Source organism: Bradyrhizobium dasycarpum (assembly GCF_042019905.1).
GTDB classification, from domain to species: domain Bacteria; phylum Pseudomonadota; class Alphaproteobacteria; order Rhizobiales; family Xanthobacteraceae; genus Bradyrhizobium; species Bradyrhizobium japonicum_B.
On sequence record NZ_CP169574.1, the window covers coordinates 3825499 to 3845819 of the forward strand.

19 protein-coding genes and 2 pseudogenes are annotated in these 20321 nt (G+C 63.5%); 7 read left to right on the plus strand and 14 right to left on the minus strand.

Annotated features, from left to right (window positions below; translation table 11 throughout):
• Positions 1–18 precede the first annotated feature (18 nt).
• The 5 genes and pseudogenes from ACETMP_RS18485 to ACETMP_RS18505 form a co-directional block, all read right to left on the minus strand.
• Positions 19–1032: a TorF family putative porin gene (locus ACETMP_RS18485; RefSeq protein WP_375157303.1), complete on the minus strand. Its 1014-nt coding sequence runs from the start codon at positions 1030–1032 to the stop codon at positions 19–21.
• Positions 1033–1416: 384 nt separating this feature from the next.
• Entirely contained in the window at positions 1417–2001 is a 585-nt protein-coding gene (locus ACETMP_RS18490) for a hypothetical protein (RefSeq protein WP_375157304.1), read from the minus strand.
• Entirely contained in the window at positions 1998–3320 is a 1323-nt protein-coding gene (glcF, locus tag ACETMP_RS18495; RefSeq protein ID WP_375157305.1) for a glycolate oxidase subunit GlcF, read from the minus strand. The genes ACETMP_RS18490 and glcF overlap by 4 nt, the downstream gene beginning before the upstream one ends.
• Positions 3317–4555 carry an FAD-binding protein gene (locus tag ACETMP_RS18500; protein WP_375157306.1) on the minus strand — a complete coding sequence of 413 codons (1239 nt, stop codon included), beginning with the start codon at positions 4553–4555 and terminating at the stop codon, positions 3317–3319. The genes glcF and ACETMP_RS18500 overlap by 4 nt, the downstream gene beginning before the upstream one ends.
• Before the next feature lie 61 nt (positions 4556–4616).
• A pseudogene (locus tag ACETMP_RS18505) lies at positions 4617–6109 on the minus strand (FAD-linked oxidase C-terminal domain-containing protein).
• A 228-nt stretch (positions 6110–6337) separates the two neighbouring features.
• On the opposite strand from ACETMP_RS18505, the gene cycA reads away from it, so the two are divergent.
• Positions 6338–6733 carry a cytochrome c-550 CycA gene (cycA, locus tag ACETMP_RS18510; protein ID WP_375157307.1) on the plus strand — a complete coding sequence of 132 codons (396 nt, stop codon included), beginning with the start codon at positions 6338–6340 and terminating at the stop codon, positions 6731–6733.
• 1047 nt (positions 6734–7780) lie between these two features.
• Here the strand turns inward: cycA and ACETMP_RS18515 are convergent.
• Positions 7781–8737, minus strand: a complete 957-nt coding sequence (locus ACETMP_RS18515; RefSeq protein ID WP_375157308.1) for an alpha/beta fold hydrolase — start codon at positions 8735–8737, stop codon at positions 7781–7783.
• A gap of 330 nt (positions 8738–9067) precedes the next feature.
• Between ACETMP_RS18515 and ACETMP_RS18520 the strand changes: the two genes are divergently transcribed.
• The gene (locus tag ACETMP_RS18520) at positions 9068–9250 is read left to right on the plus strand and encodes a hypothetical protein (RefSeq protein WP_028134306.1); all 183 of its coding nucleotides are present in this window, start codon (positions 9068–9070) and stop codon (positions 9248–9250) included.
• Positions 9251–9257: 7 nt separating this feature from the next.
• Here the strand turns inward: ACETMP_RS18520 and ACETMP_RS18525 are convergent, their stop codons facing one another.
• The 3 genes from ACETMP_RS18525 to ykgO form a co-directional block, all read right to left on the minus strand.
• Positions 9258–9518: a hypothetical protein gene (locus ACETMP_RS18525; protein ID WP_028134305.1), complete on the minus strand. Its 261-nt coding sequence runs from the start codon at positions 9516–9518 to the stop codon at positions 9258–9260.
• A gap of 226 nt (positions 9519–9744) precedes the next feature.
• The gene (locus ACETMP_RS18530; RefSeq protein WP_375157309.1) at positions 9745–10386 is read right to left on the minus strand and encodes a tetratricopeptide repeat protein; all 642 of its coding nucleotides are present in this window, start codon (positions 10384–10386) and stop codon (positions 9745–9747) included.
• A 131-nt stretch (positions 10387–10517) separates the two neighbouring features.
• Entirely contained in the window at positions 10518–10643 is a 126-nt protein-coding gene (gene ykgO / locus ACETMP_RS18535) for a type B 50S ribosomal protein L36 (protein ID WP_006611362.1), read from the minus strand.
• Positions 10644–10986: 343 nt separating this feature from the next.
• Between ykgO and ACETMP_RS18540 the strand changes: the two genes are divergently transcribed.
• The gene (locus ACETMP_RS18540) at positions 10987–11871 is read left to right on the plus strand and encodes an amidohydrolase family protein (protein ID WP_257176432.1); all 885 of its coding nucleotides are present in this window, start codon (positions 10987–10989) and stop codon (positions 11869–11871) included.
• Positions 11872–12056: 185 nt separating this feature from the next.
• Here ACETMP_RS18540 and ACETMP_RS18545 read toward each other — a convergent pair whose 3' ends face one another.
• Positions 12057–13181: a hypothetical protein gene (locus ACETMP_RS18545; RefSeq protein WP_375157310.1), complete on the minus strand. Its 1125-nt coding sequence runs from the start codon at positions 13179–13181 to the stop codon at positions 12057–12059.
• Between the two features lie 858 nt (positions 13182–14039).
• Between ACETMP_RS18545 and ACETMP_RS18550 the strand changes: the two genes are divergently transcribed.
• From ACETMP_RS18550 to ACETMP_RS18560, 3 genes are read left to right on the plus strand one after another with little or no spacing between them, the layout of a single operon-like run.
• Entirely contained in the window at positions 14040–14777 is a 738-nt protein-coding gene (locus ACETMP_RS18550) for a haloacid dehalogenase type II (RefSeq protein WP_375157311.1), read from the plus strand.
• Between the two features lie 53 nt (positions 14778–14830).
• A complete protein-coding gene (locus tag ACETMP_RS18555; RefSeq protein ID WP_375157312.1) occupies positions 14831–15322 on the plus strand; it encodes a YbaK/EbsC family protein in 492 nt (163 codons plus the stop codon).
• Positions 15323–15357: 35 nt separating this feature from the next.
• Entirely contained in the window at positions 15358–16185 is an 828-nt protein-coding gene (locus ACETMP_RS18560; RefSeq protein ID WP_375161934.1) for an adenylate/guanylate cyclase domain-containing protein, read from the plus strand.
• Between the two features lie 65 nt (positions 16186–16250).
• Here ACETMP_RS18560 and ACETMP_RS18565 read toward each other — a convergent pair.
• The 3 genes and pseudogenes from ACETMP_RS18565 to ACETMP_RS18575 form a co-directional block, all read right to left on the minus strand.
• Positions 16251–16617 (minus strand): annotated as a pseudogene (locus ACETMP_RS18565) (hypothetical protein).
• A 95-nt stretch (positions 16618–16712) separates the two neighbouring features.
• Positions 16713–17702, minus strand: a complete 990-nt coding sequence (locus tag ACETMP_RS18570; protein ID WP_375157313.1) for a tripartite tricarboxylate transporter substrate binding protein — start codon at positions 17700–17702, stop codon at positions 16713–16715.
• Between the two features lie 136 nt (positions 17703–17838).
• Entirely contained in the window at positions 17839–18639 is an 801-nt protein-coding gene (locus ACETMP_RS18575; RefSeq protein ID WP_375157314.1) for a hypothetical protein, read from the minus strand.
• A 301-nt stretch (positions 18640–18940) separates the two neighbouring features.
• Here ACETMP_RS18575 and ACETMP_RS18580 point away from each other — a divergent pair, with 301 nt between their 5' ends.
• Positions 18941–19198 (plus strand): hypothetical protein, encoded by a 258-nt coding sequence (locus ACETMP_RS18580; protein ID WP_375157315.1) that lies wholly within the window; start codon positions 18941–18943, stop codon positions 19196–19198.
• Between the two features lie 123 nt (positions 19199–19321).
• Here the strand turns inward: ACETMP_RS18580 and ACETMP_RS18585 are convergent, their stop codons facing one another.
• Positions 19322–20257 (minus strand): LysR family transcriptional regulator, encoded by a 936-nt coding sequence (locus tag ACETMP_RS18585; RefSeq protein WP_375157316.1) that lies wholly within the window; start codon positions 20255–20257, stop codon positions 19322–19324.
• Positions 20258–20321: the final 64 nt, after the last annotated feature.

The window sequence follows — 20321 nt, forward strand, 5'->3', positions numbered from 1 at the left end:
AGTCGTTTCGGAAGAAACCTACTTCAGGTTGGTCATCGCCGTCAGGTCGAACGAGAGCTTGGCGATACCGGTCGCACCGCACCAGCTGGAGCCGACGCCCGAAGGATTGATGGGCGTCAGGTACGTGCCGGTCGAAGCCGTGAGGTTGCCGCGGGCCGAATAGTCGCTGGTGAAGGCGTTGCAATCACCCTTCGACAGATCGGTGTCGGAGTAGCGCAGGTCCAGCGTCATCACCTTGTAGGTGAAGCCGATGCCGACGTTCCAGGTGTTGTAATCGGCGTAGTTGATGCCGTTCGGGAAGGCCAACGTACCGTAGAAGCTGTCGGATGTGCCGAGCCACTGACGGCCGAACTCGCCCGACACGTACATGCCGACGCCGCTCGAACCGAACACCGTGCTGGGTGCAGTGTACTTGCCGACGATCGAGGCGTAGTTGCCCCAGGCGCCAGAGTTCAGGAAGCTCGGGGTGTAGTATTCGGTGACGCCGAACGACCAGTTGTCGTTCACCGTGTAGGTCATCTTGCCGTAGACTTCGAAGAAGCTCAGGTCCCGCTTGATGACGTTGGTGTTCAACAAGGCCTTCTCGGCGCACTCGGCGCCCTGGAAGTTGCCGGCGAAGTCGACGCCAGGCGCGCCGTAATAGCAGGTCCCGCCCGGATACAGGTAACCCCAGACGCCGATGTCGAAGGCGAACGCGCCGAAGGTGGGGCGGATACCGCCGTAGATGTCGATTTCGGCCGCAGCGCGGTTCGGGAAGGAGATGCTCTCGCCGGCCACGCCGATATAGAGCTGGAGGTCCTTGGTGACGTTGTAGCGCGGCTCGAAATAGGCCGCGACCGACGGCTTGTTGTTCGACTGCGTGATACCGCGGAAGACGTAGTTGCTCATGATCGCGCCGCCGAAGGCGATATCCCACGGATCGAAGGCGGGCGGCGGCGGGGCCTTCAACGCCTTCACGCGCAAGTCTGCCGCGAAAGCCGAACCCGTCGTCACGATTGCCAGCGCCGTTGCCAACAAAGCCACTTTCTTCATTTCGATCCCCATCGCCAGTTCTACGCAGTCGGATCCCGGAAGCCCCCCGGCGAACGACCTGTGTGCAAAATCACGTTACTGCGACAATCTGGATGGTGGGATGGGGCCCGTGAAGCAAAAATCACGGGCATCTGCCGCCTTTTTGGGCGTTTTGATCATTCCACGAAAGGTTGTCGGCCTGTGTGTCTTCTTGATCACATCATTTGCATGTCAACGTGCACGGAGCGGCCCGTGCAAGTACGGGGAGGCGCTCGCGTGGCAATCCGGCTACGAATCAGCCACGTGGCAGGGGACGCCTTGCCGGAGATCCCTGTCGCGATGCAAAAAGGCCGCAGCGTCACCGCAGCGGCCTTCGTTTAGCAATCGCGGCTATCGGCCGGGACCTCAAGCGCGATGAGATCCGGACGAATGGTCATCGCGCTTCAGGTTGTTGTTTGCGCACGATGTTTTCCGGAAAACCGCTGCGCACTTTTCCGGATCGTGCTTTAGCGTTGCTCCTCGGCCGGCGCCGCTTCCGCAGAAGACGAAGGCATCGCCCAACTCGTCTCCGCTGCCGGCTCGGGAGCCGGGGCGGCCGACGGTGCTGACGGCTTCGGCGCGGGAGCTGCCTTCGCCTTCTTCGGTGCCGCTTTCTTCGCGGCTTTCTTCGGTGCAGCCTTCTTGGCGGCCTTCTTCACAGCCTTCTTGGCCGACGTCTTCGCAGCCTTCTTCCCGGCCTTCCTGGGAGCGGCCTTCTTCGATGTCTTGGCAGACTTCTTGGCAGATTTCTTGGCCGACTTCTTCGCGGACTTCTTGGTTGCCTTCCTGGCGCTCTTCTTCGCCGCTACAACCTTCTTGGCCTTTTTGGCCTTCTTGCTTTTCTTCTTCTTCGCTTTCGCCATCGTGGTCCTCCTGTTGCCGCCGAACAATGGTCGATCGGGCGTCTTCAGTCGTCACCTCGGGAGGAAAGTTCAGGCTCTGAAAGCTCAAACTGACGCGTTCAGTGCCGGCCGCGACCCGCCCGTCGCCCAATCGAGAAGCTCAATCGTGTGTACGACCGGAACTGACGTGCCACTGGCAATCTGCACCATGCAGCCGATATTGCCCGCGGCAATCATGTCCGGCTTGATGCTCGCGATGTTGGCGACCTTGCGATCGCGCAACCGGCCCGCAAGCTCGGGTTGGAGAATGTTGTAAGTCCCCGCCGAACCGCAACACAAATGGCTCTCGGGCACATCTTTCACCACGAATCCATTCTTGGAAAGCAATTCTTTCGGAAGGGCTGTGATTTTCTGCCCGTGCTGCAACGAACATGCGGAGTGATAGGCGACAACGATGTTGTCCTGGCGCGCGGTCGGTTCGAGTCCGAGGCCTGCAATATATTCGGTGATATCCTTGGCGAGCGCAGACACCTTCGCCGCATCGGCCGCGAACGCCTTGTCTTCCCGCAGCAGATAGCCGTAGTCCTTGATCACGGTGCCGCAGCCGGAGGCCGTCACCAGGATGGCGTCGAGCCCCTCGCCTGCCGCTTCCTTCTGCCAGGCCGTGACATTGGCGCGGGCGCGGGCCAAGGCGTCGCGGTCGTCGCCGAGATGATGGGTCAGCGCCCCGCAGCACTGCTCGTCCTTGACCAGGACGACCTCGATGCCGTGACGGGTGAGCAGGCTGATGGCGGCCTGGTTGATGCGCGGCGCCAGCACTTGCTGGGCGCAGCCCTGCAGCAGCGCGACCCGGCCGCGCTTCTTGCCGAGCGCTGCGAACACGCTGCCCGGCAGAGGCCCCGGTGACGGCAGCCGCTGCGGGGCCAGCGCCAGCATCGCCTTGAGGCGCTGGATCAGGCCGGGCGTGGCCGAGGGGCGCGGCGTCGGCAGGAACACGGCCAGCGGCCGGGCCAGCCGCGCCAGCATCATGCTCCAGCGAAAGCGCTGCGGGTCCGACAGGACGAAAGCCAGCACCCGACGCAGCAGCCGCTCGGCCAGAGGCCGCTGATAGCGCTGCTCGATCCTGACCCGGGCCTGGTCGACGAGGTGCATGTAGTTCACCCCCGAGGGGCAGGTCGTCATGCAGGCCAGGCACGACAGGCAGCGGTCGACATGCTTGACCACTTCGGCCGTCGGCGCCTGATCCTTCTCCAGCATCTCCTTGATCAGGTAGATGCGGCCGCGCGGACTATCGAGCTCGTCGCCGAGCAGCACATAGGTCGGGCAGGTTGCGGTGCAGAAGCCGCAATGGACGCAGGCGCGCAGGATCTTGTCGGCCTCCGCGATGTCGGGGTCGGCGAGCTGCGCCAGGGAGAATTCGGTCTTCATTCGGCAGCGCTCCGCGTGAGCCGTCCCCGGTTCAGGATGGTCTTCGGATCGAAACTGGCGCGGACCCGCTCGCTCAGGGCGGCGATGCCGGGCGCCTGCGGATGGAACACATCGACATTGCGCCTGACCTCCTCGGCCGCCCGGATCAGCGTAGCGTGCCCGCCGAGCGCGTTGGCACGGGCGCGCACCGCCGGGCCATGCGCGTCGTCCTTCGGCGGCAGCGCCGCCCAGATCAGGCCGCCGCCCCAATCGTAGATCACCTCGCCGCCGGTCTCGCGCGCCAATTGCGTGCCGAGCACAGCACCCGAGGCGGGCGGGCAGACGATCCGCCACACCGGCCAGGCGCCGAGCGCGCCGCTAGCCGCGAACGGCAGCACGTCGCGGATCGCGGTCCACAGTGCCGCGGAGGCAGAGTCCTCGATCAGGTCCGCGGTTCCAAACGGCGCCAGCAATTCGCGCAGCGATCCGGCGCGGTGGGCGGCGGAGGCCGTGATGCCCTCGAGCCGCAGCGCGGTCAGCGCCTCGCCCTCCCCGGCGAGATCGCCAAGCCCATCGGTCTTGGCGCGGAACGCCTGATATGGCAGATGCGCGGCGGCGGAGACGTCGAAGGGCGAGCCGAGCGCCGCGGTCATGGCCTTGTTGGCCGTGGCATCGTCGAGCCCGCGCAGCAGCAGCGTCCGCTCCGCCTCGGGCTTGGGCATCACCTTCAGCGTGACCTCGGTCATGACGGACAGCGTGCCCCAGGATCCCGCCAGCAACTTGCAGAGGTCGTAGCCGGTGACGTTCTTCACCACCTTGCCGCCGGTCTTGAAGCTGTCGCCGAAGCCCGAGACGGCGTGCGCTCCCAGCAGGTGATCACGCGCCCCGCCCGCCCTGATGCGGCGCGGACCGGCGAGCCCGGCCGCGATCATGCCGCCGATGGTGCCTGATAGCGCCGTGCCGAGCAGCGGCGCGGTATCCATCGGCTCGAAGGCGAACTGCTGGTTCTTGGCATCGATCAGCGACAGCACGTCGGCCAGCGGCGCGCCGGCCTGGAGCGTGATGATCAGCTCGTTGGGCTCGTAGGAGGTGACGGCATTGAGCGCGGAGACGTCGAGCACCGCATTGGTCGCCATCGCATGACCGATGCTGCGCTTGGAGCCATGACCGACGATCTCGAGCGGCTGCTCGTTCGCGATCGCCGCGCGCACGACCTCTTCGACGTCTTTGGCGTCTCTGACCTTGAGCGTATCCACGACTGAGCGGGTATCCAAGTTTAGAGCGAAAGGCAAATTTCGCGCATGGCAGCGATCGAGGCTAGAACCGCGGAATATCCGGAAACGCCAGCTTGCCCGCGTGAACATGCATGCGGCCGAGCTCGGCGCAGCGGTGCAGGGTCGGGAACACTTTTCCGGGATTGAGCAGCCCTTGCGAATCGAACGCGCATTTCAGCCGCTGCTGCTGGTTCAGGTCGATCTCGCTGAACATGTCAGGCATCAGGTCCCGCTTCTCGATGCCGACGCCGTGCTCGCCGGTGAGCACGCCGCCGAACTCGACGCAGGCGCGCAGGATGTCGGCGCCGAAGGCTTCGGCGCGCTCGATCTCGCCGGGCTTGTTGGCATCGTAGAGGATCAGGGGTGCAGATTGCCGTCGCCGGCGTGGAACACGTTGGCGCAGCCGAGCTGGTACTTCTCCGAGAGCTCGCGGATGCGCGCCAGCGCCTTCGGCAGCGCGCCGCGCGGAATGGTGCCGTCCATGCAGAGATAGTCGGGCGAGATGCGGCCCACCGCCGGGAACGCAGCCTTGCGGCCGGCCCAGAACAGATTGCGCTCGGCCTCCGAATTGGAGATCTGCAGCGTCACCGAGCCGCAGCCTCTTGCGATGCTTTCGACACGAATGATCAGCTCGTCGACTTCGATCTTGGGGCCGTCGAGCTCGATGATGAGCAGCGCCTCGACGTCGAGCGGATAGCCGGCGTGGACGAAGGCTTCCGCGGCGTGGATCGCGGGCTTGTCCATCATCTCCATGCCGCCGGGAATGATGCCGGCGCCGATGATGCGCGCCACGCATTCGCCGGCGGCCTCGACCTCGGCAAAGCCGACCATCAGCGCGCGCGCCGTCTCCGGCTTCTGCAGGATGCGCACCGTGATCTCGGTAATGACACCGAGCAGGCCCTCGGAACCGGTGATGACGCCCATCAGATCGTAGCCCGGGTTCTCGCACCCCTTGCCGCCGATGCGCAGGATCTCGCCGCTCATCAGCACGATCTCGCAGCCGAGCACGTTGTTGGTGGTCATGCCGTATTTCAGGCAGTGCACCCCGCCGGAATTCTCCGCGACATTGCCCCCGATCGAGCAGGCGATCTGGGAGGACGGGTCGGGCGCGTAATAGAAGCCGGCATGGGCCACCGCCTGGCTGATGGCGAGATTGGTGACGCCGGGCTCGGTGACGACGACGCGGTTGTCGAAATCGATCTCGCGGATGCGCTTGAACTTGCCGAGGCCGAGCAAGACGCCGTCCTCGAGCGGCAGCGCGCCGCCTGATAGCGAGGTGCCGGAACCGCGCGGCACCACCTTGATGCCTTGCCCTGCACAATATTTCAGGATCAGCGAGACCTGCTCGGTCGTGTCGGGCAGGACGACGACCATCGGCGGCTGCCGATAGGCCGTGAGCCCGTCGGACTCATAGGCCCGCATTTCGGCAGGCGTATCGATCACGCCTTCGCCGGGCACGATGGCGCGCAGCGCAGCAACGATCTCGGCGCGGCGTGCGAGCACGGCCTGGTCGCTTGCGGGCATCATGATGGCCATTTTCAGAAGCTTTCGTCCGCCAGATGGAAAAGTCGCAGCAAATCAATCATGTCTTGCCCGCTTTGGGTAGGTCCTCCGAAGGTCGCATTGCTTTGTTGCAGCGCAAGTTCTCTCTGGGACAAGCCTGCTAGCAGGAAACCTGTCAAGGTTTCGCGGCTTGTCCACTTGCATCGGACCTGCCAAAACACGGCCCTCCATCTGACCCGGGAAGAGACGAAGAGCACACTTATGACAAAACTGACTTTTGGCGCGCTAACGATCCTCACCGTGATTGCCACCGCACCCGCCGCGATGGCGCAGGATGTCGCGGCCGGCAAGACATCGTTCAACAAATGCCTGGCCTGCCACGCGATCGGCGAAGGCGCCAAGAACAAGGTCGGCCCCGAACTCAACGGCCTCAACGGCCGCAAGTCGGGCACGGTCGAGGGCTATAATTACTCGGACGCGAACAAGAATTCCGGCATCACCTGGGATGAGGCCGTGTTCAAGGAATACATCAAGGACCCCAAGGCCAAGATCCCCGGCACCAAGATGGCGTTCGCCGGCATCAAGAACGAGACCGAGATCAACAATCTCTGGGCCTTCCTTGCCCAATACGACAAGGACGGGAAGATCAAGCAGTAAGCTTCGCCTGAAACGGCCGCCGCAGCTTCGGTTCCGATCGCATCGGGACCGGAGCTGCGGCTTTTTATTGTGACGCAGACTCTCTTCACGTCATTGCGAGGAGCTCAACGACAAAATTGCGAAGCAATTTTGCGCAGATGCGACGAAGCAATCCAGGACTGCCCCCGCGGAGCGATTCTGGATTGCTTCCGCCTTCGCCAAGGCTTCGGCGGACAAGTCGCTGCGCTCGCCATGACGGAGTGTGACGCAACGGTTCCGCTCTTCCCGCACCATCTCGCTTGCAGACACGCCTTCTTGTTCTCGCGGCTGAATTCGCCCGAGCTTTGCTTGCGTCTCCACCCTCTGATCCAAGAGGGCGCAGGGAAGGCCGGGTGCTGACATCGCACCCGCGGTCTGCTGCGCAAAATGCACACGCAGAAGAACCGCACAGCAGCATACAGGTGGTGCCGATCACTCGGCCTTCCCTGCGCGATGGTCGGACGGCTTATGCCGTGCTCTCCCGGGAGCCGAACTTTCCTTCTGGCCTCCCTCGCCGTTCGAATTGGCGATGCCGTCTGCCCGGTCGGGCTCGCGCGCATCTTCGAAAAGCTTGACCGTAGCAACGACGGCCAGGACCACACGGTTTTGCCGTACGCACGGCCCGCCATTTCGCCGCAGTATTCCCAGCCCTGTCGACGAAGCCGGAAACTTACAGGCGAGACGAAGCCTAGCAGCGCCGCTCGTCCGCACGCGGTTACGGACTCACAGGGATTACCCGCCCTGCCCGCACCTCTCGTGCCGACGCTGCCGCGTCCACCGCAAGCCCGGCTCGCGATCAAGACGACCTCGAGATCGCCCCTCTTGGTTGAGCCAGGATGGCCGACACATACGCCAAAACCGAATTTCGGTAAAGTGGAATATTTCAGGAAAAGCGATTGACAGCGGGCGACACAGGCATGTTGCCGTAGCCCGGATGGAGCGCCAGCGTAATCCAGGACGGTGCGAGCGGCCCCGGATTGCGCTTCGCTCCATCCGGGCTACGGGAGCATCACCCCGCCCGCAAGAGCTCTAATCGGCGGCCGCCTGTGCCGGGACGATTCTCCCGATCATTGCCTCGATCTCCGCCTTCACGCGGTCGGGCACGGCATTCTGCACCATGTGGCCGAGATCGGGCAACACGATCAGCTTCGCATTCGGCACCGTGGCCGCGAACGGGCGGGCGTGGATGTTGGTTTTCACCGTCTTGTCGGGCTCGCCGGCGATGACCGTCACCGGCGCCTCGATCTCGCCATAGCGTGCGACTTGCGCCGCGACCGCCTCCTTCAGCGTCACCAGATCGTAGGCGTTGGCGATAAACTCGCGCGGGCGCAGCAAGAGCGGCGTCGCGGAATCCCGCACGAATCCATCAGGCATCATCTGCGGCAGGAATACGCTGCGCGCGCCGGGTTCGGCGAGAAAGTAACCGAGCGGCAGGGTGATGGTGTAGGCGAGCAGCGGGCCGATCACCGGCGTCGCGATGATCTCGTTGTAACGGCCGACGCCGCCGCGCCAGGGATGGGTGACAGGCGCGAGCATGACGAGACCCGCTACGCGGCCGGCATGATCGAGCGCAAGCCGCGCGCCGAGTGCGCCGCTCCAGGAATGCACCACGAAGACGGCACGCTCGATCCCGAGCTTTGCAAGCGCCTCGTCGATCATCCGCGCCTGGATCTGCGGCGTGGAATCCTGGCGCCGCGCACGCGTGCTCCAGCCATGGCCGGGGCGATCGACCAGGATGACGCGATGGTCCTTGGCGAGGATGTCGCCGAGCGGGCGCCGCATCGCTTCGAGATTGGAGCTCGCGCCGTGCAGCATCACGATCGGCACGCCCGCATCGCGCGGGCCGATATCGACGACGTGAAGCGTCGCGCCGTCGACGTCCACCATCTCGCCCTGCGGCGGAAAGGCGCGCTGCACGGCGACGATCCCGGCCTGCGTGACCAGCGCCAGCAGAACCAGCGCCGTCACGACTGACATCACGATCATGGGGAGAATCCGGGTGATCCTGGGCACAGGGCAGTTACGGGTCTGGAGGGCGGCAGTTTCGCGCCCCCGGCTTTCCGTGTTCCACCGAAAATGCCGGGGCTGTGGATATGTGCACAATTGCAGAAGGTAAAAATTCAATGGAATCAACAATATTACGCGGGCATACGCAAGCCCGGAACGGCTTCATGCAGCCGTCATCGCGGTGTCCATATAATCGCCATGGTCGGTTCCGCCATCTAGGCGCGGGTGGGCGCCGATCCTCCTCGCAGGCCTCAGGGGATGTGGGAAAGACCGGCAGACATTGTCCTGGTTTGAACCGGAGGATTTTCGATGAGCTTCAGATCGAACGACACTGCGATCGACGAAATCGTCGCGAGCTGCAACGGCGACCTGCGCGGCGCCGTGCGGGCGCTGCTGCTGATCAACGAGCATCTCGAAGCGGAGCTGGCACGGGCCTACGCGGCAGCGGCCGATCGCGGCCTGGTCGAGCGCGGCGGCAGCGTCCTGCATTGAAGGCAGGCTAGTTCGTGCCGTCCTCGTCCTTTTCCTCGTCCGGCGTGAGCGCGGGACAGACGCGGATCGTCGAACGGGCAAGCTTGGCATCGGCCCTGGACTTGTAGGGACCGTCGCCGAACCAGATATCGCCGATGATGACCGGATTGCTGGTCACGATGTTGCATTTTCCGGTGGCGCGGTTGCCGACCACCCAGAACAATCCGTCGGCCAGACTCGCCGTCCCCGACGCGAGCAGCAAGCATCCCGCAAAGATCAAACGCTTCATGACTTTCGCTCCTGCCATGCAGGTAGGCCTGCGGCGGCCCGGGCAATAGTCCTCACGATGCCGCGCCTGCGATCGTGGTTAATCCGAAGACGCCACGCTCCCTCAAGAAATGATCGAGTTGTCGGCTAAAGCATGATCCGGACAGGTGCCCCGCAATTGTCCGGAAAGATCATGCGCAAAGCACCAGCCCGGAGCGCGATGACGATTCGTCCGAATCTCATGCGCTTCAGATATCGCGGCCTTCGACCTTCTCGGTCAGCGCCTTGACCTGATCGGGGATCTTTTCGAGGTGCGGATTGACGGCGAGCGCCTTGCGGTAGGCGTCGAGCGCGCGCTTCTCGTCACCGACCTCCTGCATGATCATGCCGAGGCCTGCGAGCGCGCCGAAATGGCGCGGCTCCCGGATCAGCACCTGCTGGATGTCCGCAAGCGAGCGGCCATAATCGTTCTGCATGTAATAGAGCGTGGCGCGCCGGTTCCAGGCCTCGATGTAGTCGGGCCTGAGCTTGATGACCGAGTCCAGCAGCTTGATCGCGACCTCGATCCTCTTGGCGTCGACCGCGGTCTTGGCGCGCGCCATCAACAGCGCCGCGGTGTCGCTGGGGGTCTGGAGCCAGATCGCCCAGATCCGCGCTTCGACATGCTTGGCGCTGACCTCGTCGGGCGCCGCCTTCAGCGCGCCGAACAGGAAATCCAGATTCTTGGTGCGATCGACCTTGGGCAGCTTGGCCGGCGCCTCGGGCAGCTTCTTCTGCTTGCCGGGCGGGTTCGGCGGTTCAATCTGCTGCGCCAGCGCCGGAGCGAGCCCGACGGCTCCCAGCACTAGGGCCAGACATAACGTGCGCGGATGCGGGAATCTCACTGCCATGGTGAAAGTCTAAACGCGCAAAGCCGCCCTTGCAAAGCAAAGGCGGCGTCAAACTCGTGTGAGCCGTGGTGTTGCGGGAACGCGCGAGGGCGGGCCGGGCGCGATCAGCCCCCCTAGATCAGCCCCTTAGATCAGCCCTGGCGCGCCTTGAAGCGGCGCTGCACCTTGTTGATCACATAGACCCGGCCCTTGCGGCGGACCAGGCGGTTGGCGCGATGGCGACCGCGCAGCGATTTCAGCGAGTTACGGACCTTCATGGCGGAATCCTGAACGTTCGAAAGGCCGTGTTCGGCACTACCGTTGCGGCACGCGCGAATGTGGCAAAATGAGATTTTTCCCGCTGGCGGACGACCGCCCGGGACGGGGCGGTTCTTAAGGCATGGCGGCAGGTGATGTCAATGTTCACTGCCGCCTTCCGAACCGGCAAATTCTCGAAAACAACCCCATGCACGGTCAAAGCGGCCGGATCGGCCCGATCTGCCCTCCCGACCGGCCGAGGGGAGTCAGGACCGCTTGCCGACAACAATGTCGCCTCCAGCGACGCCTTGCCAAATTCGTTATATACTATAATCAATTCGGCAACCGGTCGGGAGGACACCAATGCCGAAGCTGAAGCTGCCTGATATCGAGAAGGTCGTCGCCATCGACATCCATACCCATGCCGAGGAGCCCTGCGGCTGCCATCCCGACGACGGCTATGACGACTTCCAGGCGCAGATGGCGGAGTATTTCAAGTCGCCGAACAAGCATCCGCCGACGGTGCCGGAAACCGCGGCCTATTACCGCTCCAAGAACATCGCCGCGGTGATCTTCCCCGTCGATGCCGAGCGCGAGACGGGCTTCCGCCGCTACAACAATTACGAGATGCTGGAGGTCGCCTCCGATCATCTCGACGTCCTGATCCCCTTCGTCTCGATCGACCCGCACAAGGGCAAGCTCGGGGCGCGCGAGGCGCGCAAGCTGATCGAGGAATACGGCGTGCGCGGCTTCAAATTCCACCCGACCATGCAGGGCTTCTACGCCAACGACCGCATGGCCTATCCGCTCTACGAAGAGATCAACAATGGCGGCGCCATCGCGCTGTTCCACACCGGCCAGACCGGCGTCGGCTCGGGCATGCCCGGCGGCATGGGCATGCGGCTGAAATATTCCAACCCGATGTACATGGACGACGTCGCGGCCGATTTCCCGGACCTCAAGATCATCCTCGCGCACCCGTCCTTCCCCTGGCAGGAAGAGGCGCTGTCGGTCGCGACCCACAAGCCAAACGTCTATATCGACCTCTCCGGCTGGTCGCCGAAATACTTTCCGCCGATCCTGGTGCGCTACATCAACTCGATCCTGCAGGACAAGATGCTGTTCGGCTCGGACTGGCCGGTGATCACGCCGGACCGCTGGCTGTCGGACTTCGCCAAGATCGACATCCGCGACGAGGTCCGGCCGAAGGTGCTGAAGGCCAACGCAAGGAAACTGCTGGGGATCTAGCCTCGGACTCGTCATCGAAAAGAGGGCTTCGGTCCCATGATCGAAGCCCTCACCCTCAGGCGCTTGAGGCTACGCCAGCCCTTCGTCGACACTCCCGGCCGGGTCGGAATTGCAGCCGACAACCGACATTCGAGTAACTGCCACGGATGGTCGAGAAGGGCCAGAAGCGGAAGAAGAAACCGAGCCTAGTCAGGTATCCCCCAGTTGGCACGCACAAATAAACGGGCCGGCGGCAGCACGGCGTCCAGGTCAACCGGGGCGCGGTCCAACTTGACTGCAACCAGATCGTAGATCGCACCACGCTCGCTTGTCGTGTCCCTTAGCATTACACCGTCCGCGGTGCGGCATCGGCTTGAATGTCCTTCGCGGAAGCGTTTCTCGGAGACCATGCATGTCTCGCCAAGGATCGTTTCAGTTCGGCTGCTTTCCGGCAACGTCTGATCGGCAAATGCCCTAAGCGCCTTCTGGACGCTCAATCGTAGCGGCTCGCCGGCCGCGTCGTTTTGAAAAAAGACACTGAGCCGCTCTACCTCATTTTTGAACGTGATCTTACGCCCCCCTTTTCCATCCACGTCCTCGGTGTAAGTCCAGGGATAGTGTCGTCGGATTGTACGCGTCTGGACCCACAGATCCGGGCTCGCGTTGAGCCTACTCTGCATGATCACGGTAACGTCTCCCGGCGAGTTGGATGGTCTCGGCACGGTTGGTGTCGCAAGCCAGGACTTCAGTTCAAGCTTATCGCCGGGCGGTAGCACTTCATCAGGAGTTACTGGTTTTCGCACCATCTCGATAATGTCGAAGGACGTGCCCGGCAGGAAGTCGCCCTCAATCCGGGACCATAGCTCGATGCCGTCGGGGGTCACGCAGCTCAAACGTCTGGCATTGGGGCGGCCAAGGGTCTTCGACAAGTTCCAGACTTCGCAACCTTCGCCGAGCACCGTTTGGCGTTCACCGGTCTTGAATGGGCTATCACCCCACCGAACGAGATGGGCTGTGGCGGGACCGCGCATGATATGCAACCAGTCGTGGCCCTCGCTTTGGGCAGTCGGCTCGCGAGCGAAGGTGATGAACAGTCCTCCGGGACCGAAATAGCTCGTCGAACGATAGGCCTTTTGGTCGAAACTCCCATCGATCCGCATCCAGCCGTCGTGGAAAGTACGAATTTCCCTATAGGTTGGCCCATGGGAGAGTTTCACGAGAATCGTGGCAACATAATCTGGCGCATCAGGCAAAGGCAGAAACGGAGCTTCGGGGGCAGCGGATGCGATATGCGGCCAGATCAACGCAATAAAGAGCGCCCACTTTTTCATTCTCGTTCACCTTGCAGAGGAGCAAGCAAAGCTCGCGCGGCTGAGTGCGCATCTGAGCGGCTCCCGTCACGCCGATAAACTGCTCCCAAGTCTCCAATCTACAGAACAAGAATACAGGAATCGAATACCGAAAAGTTCAGGGGAAGCATTTGGCCACAGTTAAGCATGACCGCTTCGGGTCATAAGCGGCGCTCAGCGGGCATCGCTATGTAGGTTACCACCGACCGAGTGCGGACTTTTAAAAGTTCTGCGCGTTCCACCAGCCTCGTACATTAGAGAACAGCCGTCCGAAAATGAACAGCCCAGTAGCAGTGAGGAGCACGGCTGTCGCGAGAGCTGATACGAAGGTGATTGGGTCGCTTTCAAAGCTGACGAGTCTTGACCAGCCCATCCAACCAGGGCCGTAACCGCGCGAGTAGAGTTCGCCTGTCGTGAATACGCGACATATTTGGGCTAGCCCCAGCCACATCCCGAAGGCGAAGAAAGGCAGACCAAGCGCGAGTGCGGCTATTGTTTTACCGGTTTGCAGCAATTTCCGCATTCGAACTCGTCGGTTTCCCCACACTACGATGATCTCTTAAACGGCGGCCTTCCACAAGGCTAGTTGTAGGGAAACCGACAAACAACCTTTGAAGGCTCACGAAAAGCGCTACATCGATAAAGAAACCGTTAAGCGCAGCGATACCTCGACCGGCCGCTCGCCGCGAAACTTTCGCTGCTAGTCGCGGTCCGCCTTGGGTCACGAGCCGCCGATCACACTTGCAGTGGCAGACTTCCGCTTTGCTCTGGTAAGCTGACGATGATGCGCACTCCCTGAAGCGGAGTTCTTGTGACCGCAACTGCCTGGAAGGACAGCCCATGAGCATCAAAGCCGTCGTGTTCGACGCCTATGGGACGCTGTACGACATCCAGTCGGTCGCCGACGTCACCGAGGATGCGTTTCCGGGCTATGGCGGGATCATCACGCAGGTCTGGCGCATCAAGCAGCTCGAATACACCTGGCTGCGCTCGCTGATGGGACGCTACCAGGATTTCTCCGCGGTCACCCGCGACTCCCTCGCCTATACGCTGCGGATGCTGGGACTTGCCTATGAGAACGAAGCGTTCGAGCGGGTGATCGAGAGATATCTGCATCTCGATCTCTATCCGGATGCAGCCGCCGCGCTCACCGCCTTGAGGCCGCGGCGACTGGCCATCCTCTCCAATGGCAGCCCGGACATGCTGAATGCGCTGGTGCGCAATTCCGGGCTCGACCGCCTGCTCGATGCCACCATCAGCGTCGACGCCAAGAAGATCTTCAAGCCGAGCCCGGCGGCCTACGAGCTGATCGGCGAGGCGCTGGGCACGGCGCCGAACGAGGTCCTGTTCGTGTCCTCCAATCCCTGGGACGCGGCGGGGGCAAAGTCGTTTGGGCTCAACGTCGCCTGGATCGAGCGGGTGACGCCGGAAGCCATGGCGCTGGCTTGCGTCGAGACCGAACTCGTGGCACCGCTGACGATGTTCAAGGCGATCCGCACCCAGATGGACGAGCTTGGCTTTGCACCGGACCACCGCGTCCGTTCGCTGTCCGAGCTGCCAGGGATCATCCACGGATGACCCAGGGATTGCTCAGGCATCGCCGCCCGCACGTCTGACATGAGCTGCCTGGAATGAGCCTGGAATCCGTTCGCGCCTTCTTCGCCGAGAAAGCCCCCGACATCACCGTGATGGAATCGCCGATCAGCTCGGCCACGGTGCCGCTCGCCGCCGAGGCCTATGGCGTCGAGCCCGGCATGATCGCCAAGACCCTGAGCTTGCGCGTCGGCGAACGCGTGATCCTGATCGTCGCCGCCGGCACCTCGCGGATGGACAACAAGAAGGTCAAGGCGCAGTTCGGCGGCAAGCCGAAGATGCTGGGGCTGGAAGAGGTCGCCGCCATCACCGGCCACGAGGTCGGCGGCGTCTGCCCGTTCGGCCTGAAGTCGCCGCTGCCGGTCTATTGCGACGTCTCCTTGAAGGCATTCGACGTCGTGGTGCCGGCCGCGGGCTCGACCCACAGCGCGGTGCGCATCACGCCGGAGCGGATGGCCGAGCTCACCGCGGCCGAATGGGTCGACGTCTGCGAGGTCAGGCCGAACGGCGGCACCGGACAGGATGCCTGATGCATTTGCCGGCCAGGGAGGCTAGCATGGCGACCATGACCGACGACAAGGTGAAGCGACGACTGACCACCGTGCTGTGCGCTGACGTGTACGGCTATTCCCGTCTCATGGAAGCGGACGAGACCGGAACGTTGGAGACGCTGCGCCGCTACCGCACGGCGATTGCGCGATTGGTCGAGCGCCATGACGGCCGCATCGTGAATACCTGGGGCGATGCGGTGATCGCCGAGTTCGCCAGCGTGGTCGAGGCCGTGCAATGCGCGGTCGAGATTCAGCAGGAAATCTCCAGTCAGGCCTCGGACGCGCCGCAGGCGAGCCCGATGCAGTTTCGCATCGGCATCAACCTCGGCGACGTGATGGTGGACGGCTCCGACATCTATGGCGACGGGGTCAATATCGCATCGCGGCTGCAAGAGCTGGCCGAGCCCGGCGGCGTCGTGATCTCGAGCTCGGTCTACGACCAGGTCCACAACAAATTGTCCGTCGGCTTCGACTGCCTCGGCCAGCGCCCGATGAAGAACATCGCTCCCTTGACCAGTTATCGCCTGACCTTGGGCGGCCAAGCCGCACACCGGAGCTTCCCGACCGAGGCGAGCGCGGCTCCCTCAGAGGGTGCGCGTGCTGCGCGGATGGAAAACAGGGGCCTGCCAATTTCGGCGACGAATGTCGTCTCGGCCTGGCTCGCAAGGCTGCCCCGTCCGGTTGCGGCGGCCCTGACGGTGTCGGCCTTGCTGATTGTGATCAATCTGCTCACCAGCCGCACGATCTGGTTCCATTGGCCCGTTGCAGCCATTCTGTTCGGGGCGGTCATGCGGATGGTGCTCGGAAACCGACCGGAATCGGACAGCAGAACGGAGCGTTGAACGAGGCGGCACGGCCGGATCTGCGTCCGTGCCGCGCGCGGTTTCGCGATCAAGCTTTCACGAGTCTATTCGTCATCATAGGGACGATCATAAGGACGCGGCTGTGCCGGCGCAGCTGGCGGCGGCGCAGCATTGTAGCGCGGCGGCGGTGGCGCGGCGCGCCCCCGCGGAGCCTGCTGCTGCGGCGGCATCTGGTTGTTGGCCTGGAACACCGCGCGGCAACCGCCTCGAGAGCTGCGGTGTGTTCTGCTGCAGACAGGCCGTGATGCGGCCCACGTCCGGAATCTGGTCGCTGCACAAGCGCCACACATCTGGTGTGCAGGCCATCTGCTGCTCCAGAGTTCCGCGATATTCTTCGGCGAATGCTGCGCCCGGCGCGACCATGCCGCCGATCGCGAGCACGACACCCAGCGCAATCCGCTCTGTTCGCATGTCCCGATCCTTCTCGATTCCCGTCGACTTTCATCAATCAATGAGGCGGGAGCCGGTTCTGGACCAACAACAAAATGTGAAAACGGCTTCGGAACCTATTCCACCTTGCCGATCTTCTTCACCGCCGCGATCAGCCGCGCGCTGTCCGCGGCGACGAACTGCGCGAAGGCAGGCGCGTCCTGATAGGCGACGAGACTGCCCGAGGTTTCGAACACCTTGAGCACGTCGGGACTCGCCATCACCTGCGCCATCGCCTCGCGCAGGCGGGTCGCGATCGGCGCGGGAAGCGCGCTCTGCGCGAACAGCCCGGCCCAGATGTAAAACTCGACGTCCTTATAGCCGAGTTCCTGGAAGGTCGGCAGGTCGGGAAAGCTCGCGATGCGCTGCGCGCCGCAATTGCCGAGCACGCGCAGCTTGCCGTCGTCCACCTGCGGCTTCAGCGTCCCCGGCGCGGCGGCGATCGCCTGCACGGTGCCACCGAGGATCGCGGTGAGCGCGGGACCCGCGCCGCGGAACGGCACGTGCAGCAGCTTGATGCCGGCGCTGCTGGCGAACATCTCCATCGCCACATGCAGCGTGCCGTACGGCCCTGACGAACCGTAGGTGATCTGGCCGGGGCGCCTCTTCGCATCTTCGACGAAATCCTGCGCCGTCTTCCATGGGGCCGAGGCCGGCACCGCCAGCAGCGTGGGATCGGCGAGCACCCGCGCGATCGGCATGAACTGCGAGACCTCGTAGGTTGCGGGACGGTCGAACAGCCGGTCGGCCTCGGGCAGCACCGCGAGCGAGGACAGCGTCATCAGCAGCGTGTAACCGTCGGGCTCCGCGCGCGCCGCCGCGGCATTGCCGACCGATCCGCCGCCGCCGCCGGCCCGATTGTCGACGATCACGGGCTTGCCGAGGATCCGCTCCAGCGCCATCGCCACCGGACGCGCCGCGAGATCGGCCTGCCCTCCGGCCGGAAACGGCACGATCATGGTGATGTTGCGCGAGGGGTAAAGAGCTTGGGCAAAGCTTGATTGAGAGCAAGCTGCCTGTGCCAGCGGCAGCATGGCAGCGGCCTTCAGGAGTTCGCGGCGGTTCATTGGTTGGTACCTCCCCGATTGTTCTCGTTGTTGGCAGGCAGCCTAGCCGAAATGGATTGTGTTGCGATAGCCGTGCGCCTGCACCCCACTCGGAGGGGGCCTGGAGGGGGGCGACGGGTTGGCCGGATCTCCTCAACTACTGCGACTGCAACAAGGTAGGCAGGCTCTTGTCGAGGACGTTGCCGAGCAGTTGCCGCGTCGACGCGCGCATCACTGGGTTGTTGGCGGCTTCCGGCGGTTCTGGCCACTGCGCCCAATCGATACGCAGCGTCGGCGGCCCGGTCATAAAGTTGCTTCCGCTGATCGAGCCTTCGCCGCTCTTCAGAATATCGAAGCTTTGCCCGTCATGAACATAGATCCGTATTACCGCGTAGATGTCGGCCATGTTGTACAGCGGGCTGCCCTTCATGACACCGATGCCGAAGAATCCACCCTGGCGTATTCCCTTGATCACGACGACATAGCGTTTGCATCCGGCCTGACCGGCAATTTGTCGGACGATGGCGCCGGCCTTGTCGCTGCGAGCGAACATGCCAAGCCCGGGATCGTACGAACTGAATGCGGATTTATCGGCGGCGATCCTGCGGACGACAAGACCGGATCCGACCGCGGCCCTCACACGCTCGACGACGAGGTCATCGAGCCCGAAACCCTCGACCGGAACCTCCTTGTTCTCGTTGCCGAACACGGTCACGCCGATCTTCTTCACGATGAAGCGATCGCCCAGCAGCGATATCACGCCGACGCACGGTCCTGCAGCTTGCGGCGTGGACCGCGAAGCAGGTGCCGGCTTGGAAAGGGCGTTCTTTGCCGGCTTGGCAACCGTCGCCGGCTGGGTGGTTTGCGCCTGCGCGGGACCGGCCAGGCAGAGTGCGAGCAGGATGAGGCAAACAAGACGAAGCATCATGTAGCGGTCGATCGGGTTGTTGAGAAACACGAAGCAGGAAACAAAACGCGGCGCGGATATAGACAACAAAGTTTATGACCGCAACGCGATGGCGCCTAGCGTTTCTTCGCCTTGGCAAACTGCTTGGTTGAAAACTCCATCAGCAGCAATGAAGCAGCGGCGCAGGAGATCGCGTCGATCCATGATGGTGCCTCCCCTGATTTTCCTTGTTTGGCTGCCAGCCTAACGCGCCGAGCGGCGAGAACAAGACGTTTACGAAGCGTTAGCCATCTCCGGCTTCGCCTGGAACGCATGTCTGGACCCGCCGTTGCCCGATCGAGGAGAGTGAGCGATGCGGAATCCGGCGACCATCGACGTCGCGCTCGACGAGATGCTGGTGAATCTCGCCGCGATCGTGTTGCGGCTTGCACAGCCCGAATTGACGCGGACGCCGGAGGCGCGGCGCGCCCTGACGCAATCGGTCCGTCAATACGGCGTGTGCGCCGCACGATCGCGCGACCCGCGCGTTCACGAATTGAAGGCGCAGCTCGACGAGACGCTGAAGCCGAGCTTGCGCGTCGTCGCGATCGACGGCGTGAAGGTGTCGTAGTCGAGCACGTGGGCACGCTTCATTGCGAGGAGCTCTTGCGACGAAGCAACCAATCTCTCCCCGGAGACACTTTGGATTGCTTCGCTCCGCTCGCAATGACGAGCGTCGAAGCTGCTCGCTCTCTTACGACGCCTTTGCTCTCACACGCGGCCGCCGCTTGCATGTGCCCGGCAGCTTGGCCGCGAGGAAGTCGCCGAGTGCCTCGACGCGCGCCGGCCTGGGGCCGCCGGGCGGCGTCACCAGGTGCACCGCGCCTTCGGCCTGTTTCCAGTCCTTCAGGATCACTTCGACGGCGCCGGAGGAGATCGCCTCGCCGACGATGAATTCAGGCAGCTCGGCGATGCCGAGGCCGGCGATCAGCGCCGGCATCACGGCTTCGCCATTGTTGACGCGGAGCTGTCCACCCGGCCGCACGCTGGCCTGCTCGCCGGCTGAATTGGTGTAGTGCCAGACGTTCGGTGTCGACATGTAGGCGTAGCTGAAGCATTTGTGCGCGGCCAGATGCATCGGGTGCGTCGGCCGACCATGGCGCTTGAGATAGGACGGCGCGGCCACGGTGAAGCGCGGCATGGTGAAGAGCCGCCGCGCGATCAGTGAGGAGTCCGGCAGCCGCGCGATCCGCACCGCCATGTCGAAGCCTTCGCCGATCAGGTCGACGGTCGCATCGCTCAAGTGCAGATCGACCGAAACTTCCGGATAGGTCTCGAAGAATTCCGGCAGCAGCGGCGCCACCGCCTTGACGCCGAACGTCATGGGCACGGCGAGCCGCACCAGGCCGCGCGGCGCCACCGACTGCGCCAGCGCCTCGTTCTCCGCCGCCTCGCCGTCGGCCAGAAGGCGCGTGGCGCGCTCGGCCAGCTTGTGGCCGGCATCGGTCAGCGCAAGCCGGCGCGAGGTGCGGTTGAACAGCCGCGCGCCGAGCCGTTCCTCCAGGCGCGTGACCGCCTTGGACACCGTCGCCTTGGACGTCGCCAGCTCGCTCGCGGCTCCCGCAAACGACCGCAATTCCACGACTTTTGCGAAAATCGCGAGGGCCTCGAAATCCGGGAGTTTCGCCATGAGAGCAATGCCTGGGTTATTCTAGGAAACAATGTGTTTCGATAGTTTCTATTTCTATACCACG

Bases quoted from the DNA above. Each gene is read 5' to 3' on its own strand.
- ACETMP_RS18485 (WP_375157303.1), bottom strand. From the start codon at position 1,032: ATGAAGAAAGTGGCTTTGTTGGCAACGGCGCTGGCAATCGTGACGACG.
- glcF (WP_375157305.1), bottom strand. From the start codon at position 3,320: ATGAAGACCGAATTCTCCCTGGCGCAGCTCGCCGACCCCGACATCGCG.
- cycA (WP_375157307.1), top strand. From the start codon at position 6,338: ATGACAAAACTGACTTTTGGCGCGCTAACGATCCTCACCGTGATTGCC.
- ACETMP_RS18515 (WP_375157308.1), bottom strand. From the start codon at position 8,737: ATGATCGTGATGTCAGTCGTGACGGCGCTGGTTCTGCTGGCGCTGGTC.
- ACETMP_RS18520 (WP_028134306.1), top strand. From the start codon at position 9,068: ATGAGCTTCAGATCGAACGACACTGCGATCGACGAAATCGTCGCGAGC.
- ACETMP_RS18525 (WP_028134305.1), bottom strand. From the start codon at position 9,518: ATGAAGCGTTTGATCTTTGCGGGATGCTTGCTGCTCGCGTCGGGGACG.
- ACETMP_RS18530 (WP_375157309.1), bottom strand. From the start codon at position 10,386: ATGGCAGTGAGATTCCCGCATCCGCGCACGTTATGTCTGGCCCTAGTG.
- ykgO (WP_006611362.1), bottom strand. From the start codon at position 10,643: ATGAAGGTCCGTAACTCGCTGAAATCGCTGCGCGGTCGCCATCGCGCC.
- ACETMP_RS18540 (WP_257176432.1), top strand. From the start codon at position 10,987: ATGCCGAAGCTGAAGCTGCCTGATATCGAGAAGGTCGTCGCCATCGAC.
- ACETMP_RS18545 (WP_375157310.1), bottom strand. From the start codon at position 13,181: ATGAAAAAGTGGGCGCTCTTTATTGCGTTGATCTGGCCGCATATCGCA.
- ACETMP_RS18550 (WP_375157311.1), top strand. From the start codon at position 14,040: ATGAGCATCAAAGCCGTCGTGTTCGACGCCTATGGGACGCTGTACGAC.
- ACETMP_RS18555 (WP_375157312.1), top strand. From the start codon at position 14,831: ATGAGCCTGGAATCCGTTCGCGCCTTCTTCGCCGAGAAAGCCCCCGAC.
- ACETMP_RS18560 (WP_375161934.1), top strand. From the start codon at position 15,358: ATGACCGACGACAAGGTGAAGCGACGACTGACCACCGTGCTGTGCGCT.
- ACETMP_RS18570 (WP_375157313.1), bottom strand. From the start codon at position 17,702: ATGAACCGCCGCGAACTCCTGAAGGCCGCTGCCATGCTGCCGCTGGCA.
- ACETMP_RS18580 (WP_375157315.1), top strand. From the start codon at position 18,941: ATGCGGAATCCGGCGACCATCGACGTCGCGCTCGACGAGATGCTGGTG.
- ACETMP_RS18585 (WP_375157316.1), bottom strand. From the start codon at position 20,257: ATGGCGAAACTCCCGGATTTCGAGGCCCTCGCGATTTTCGCAAAAGTC.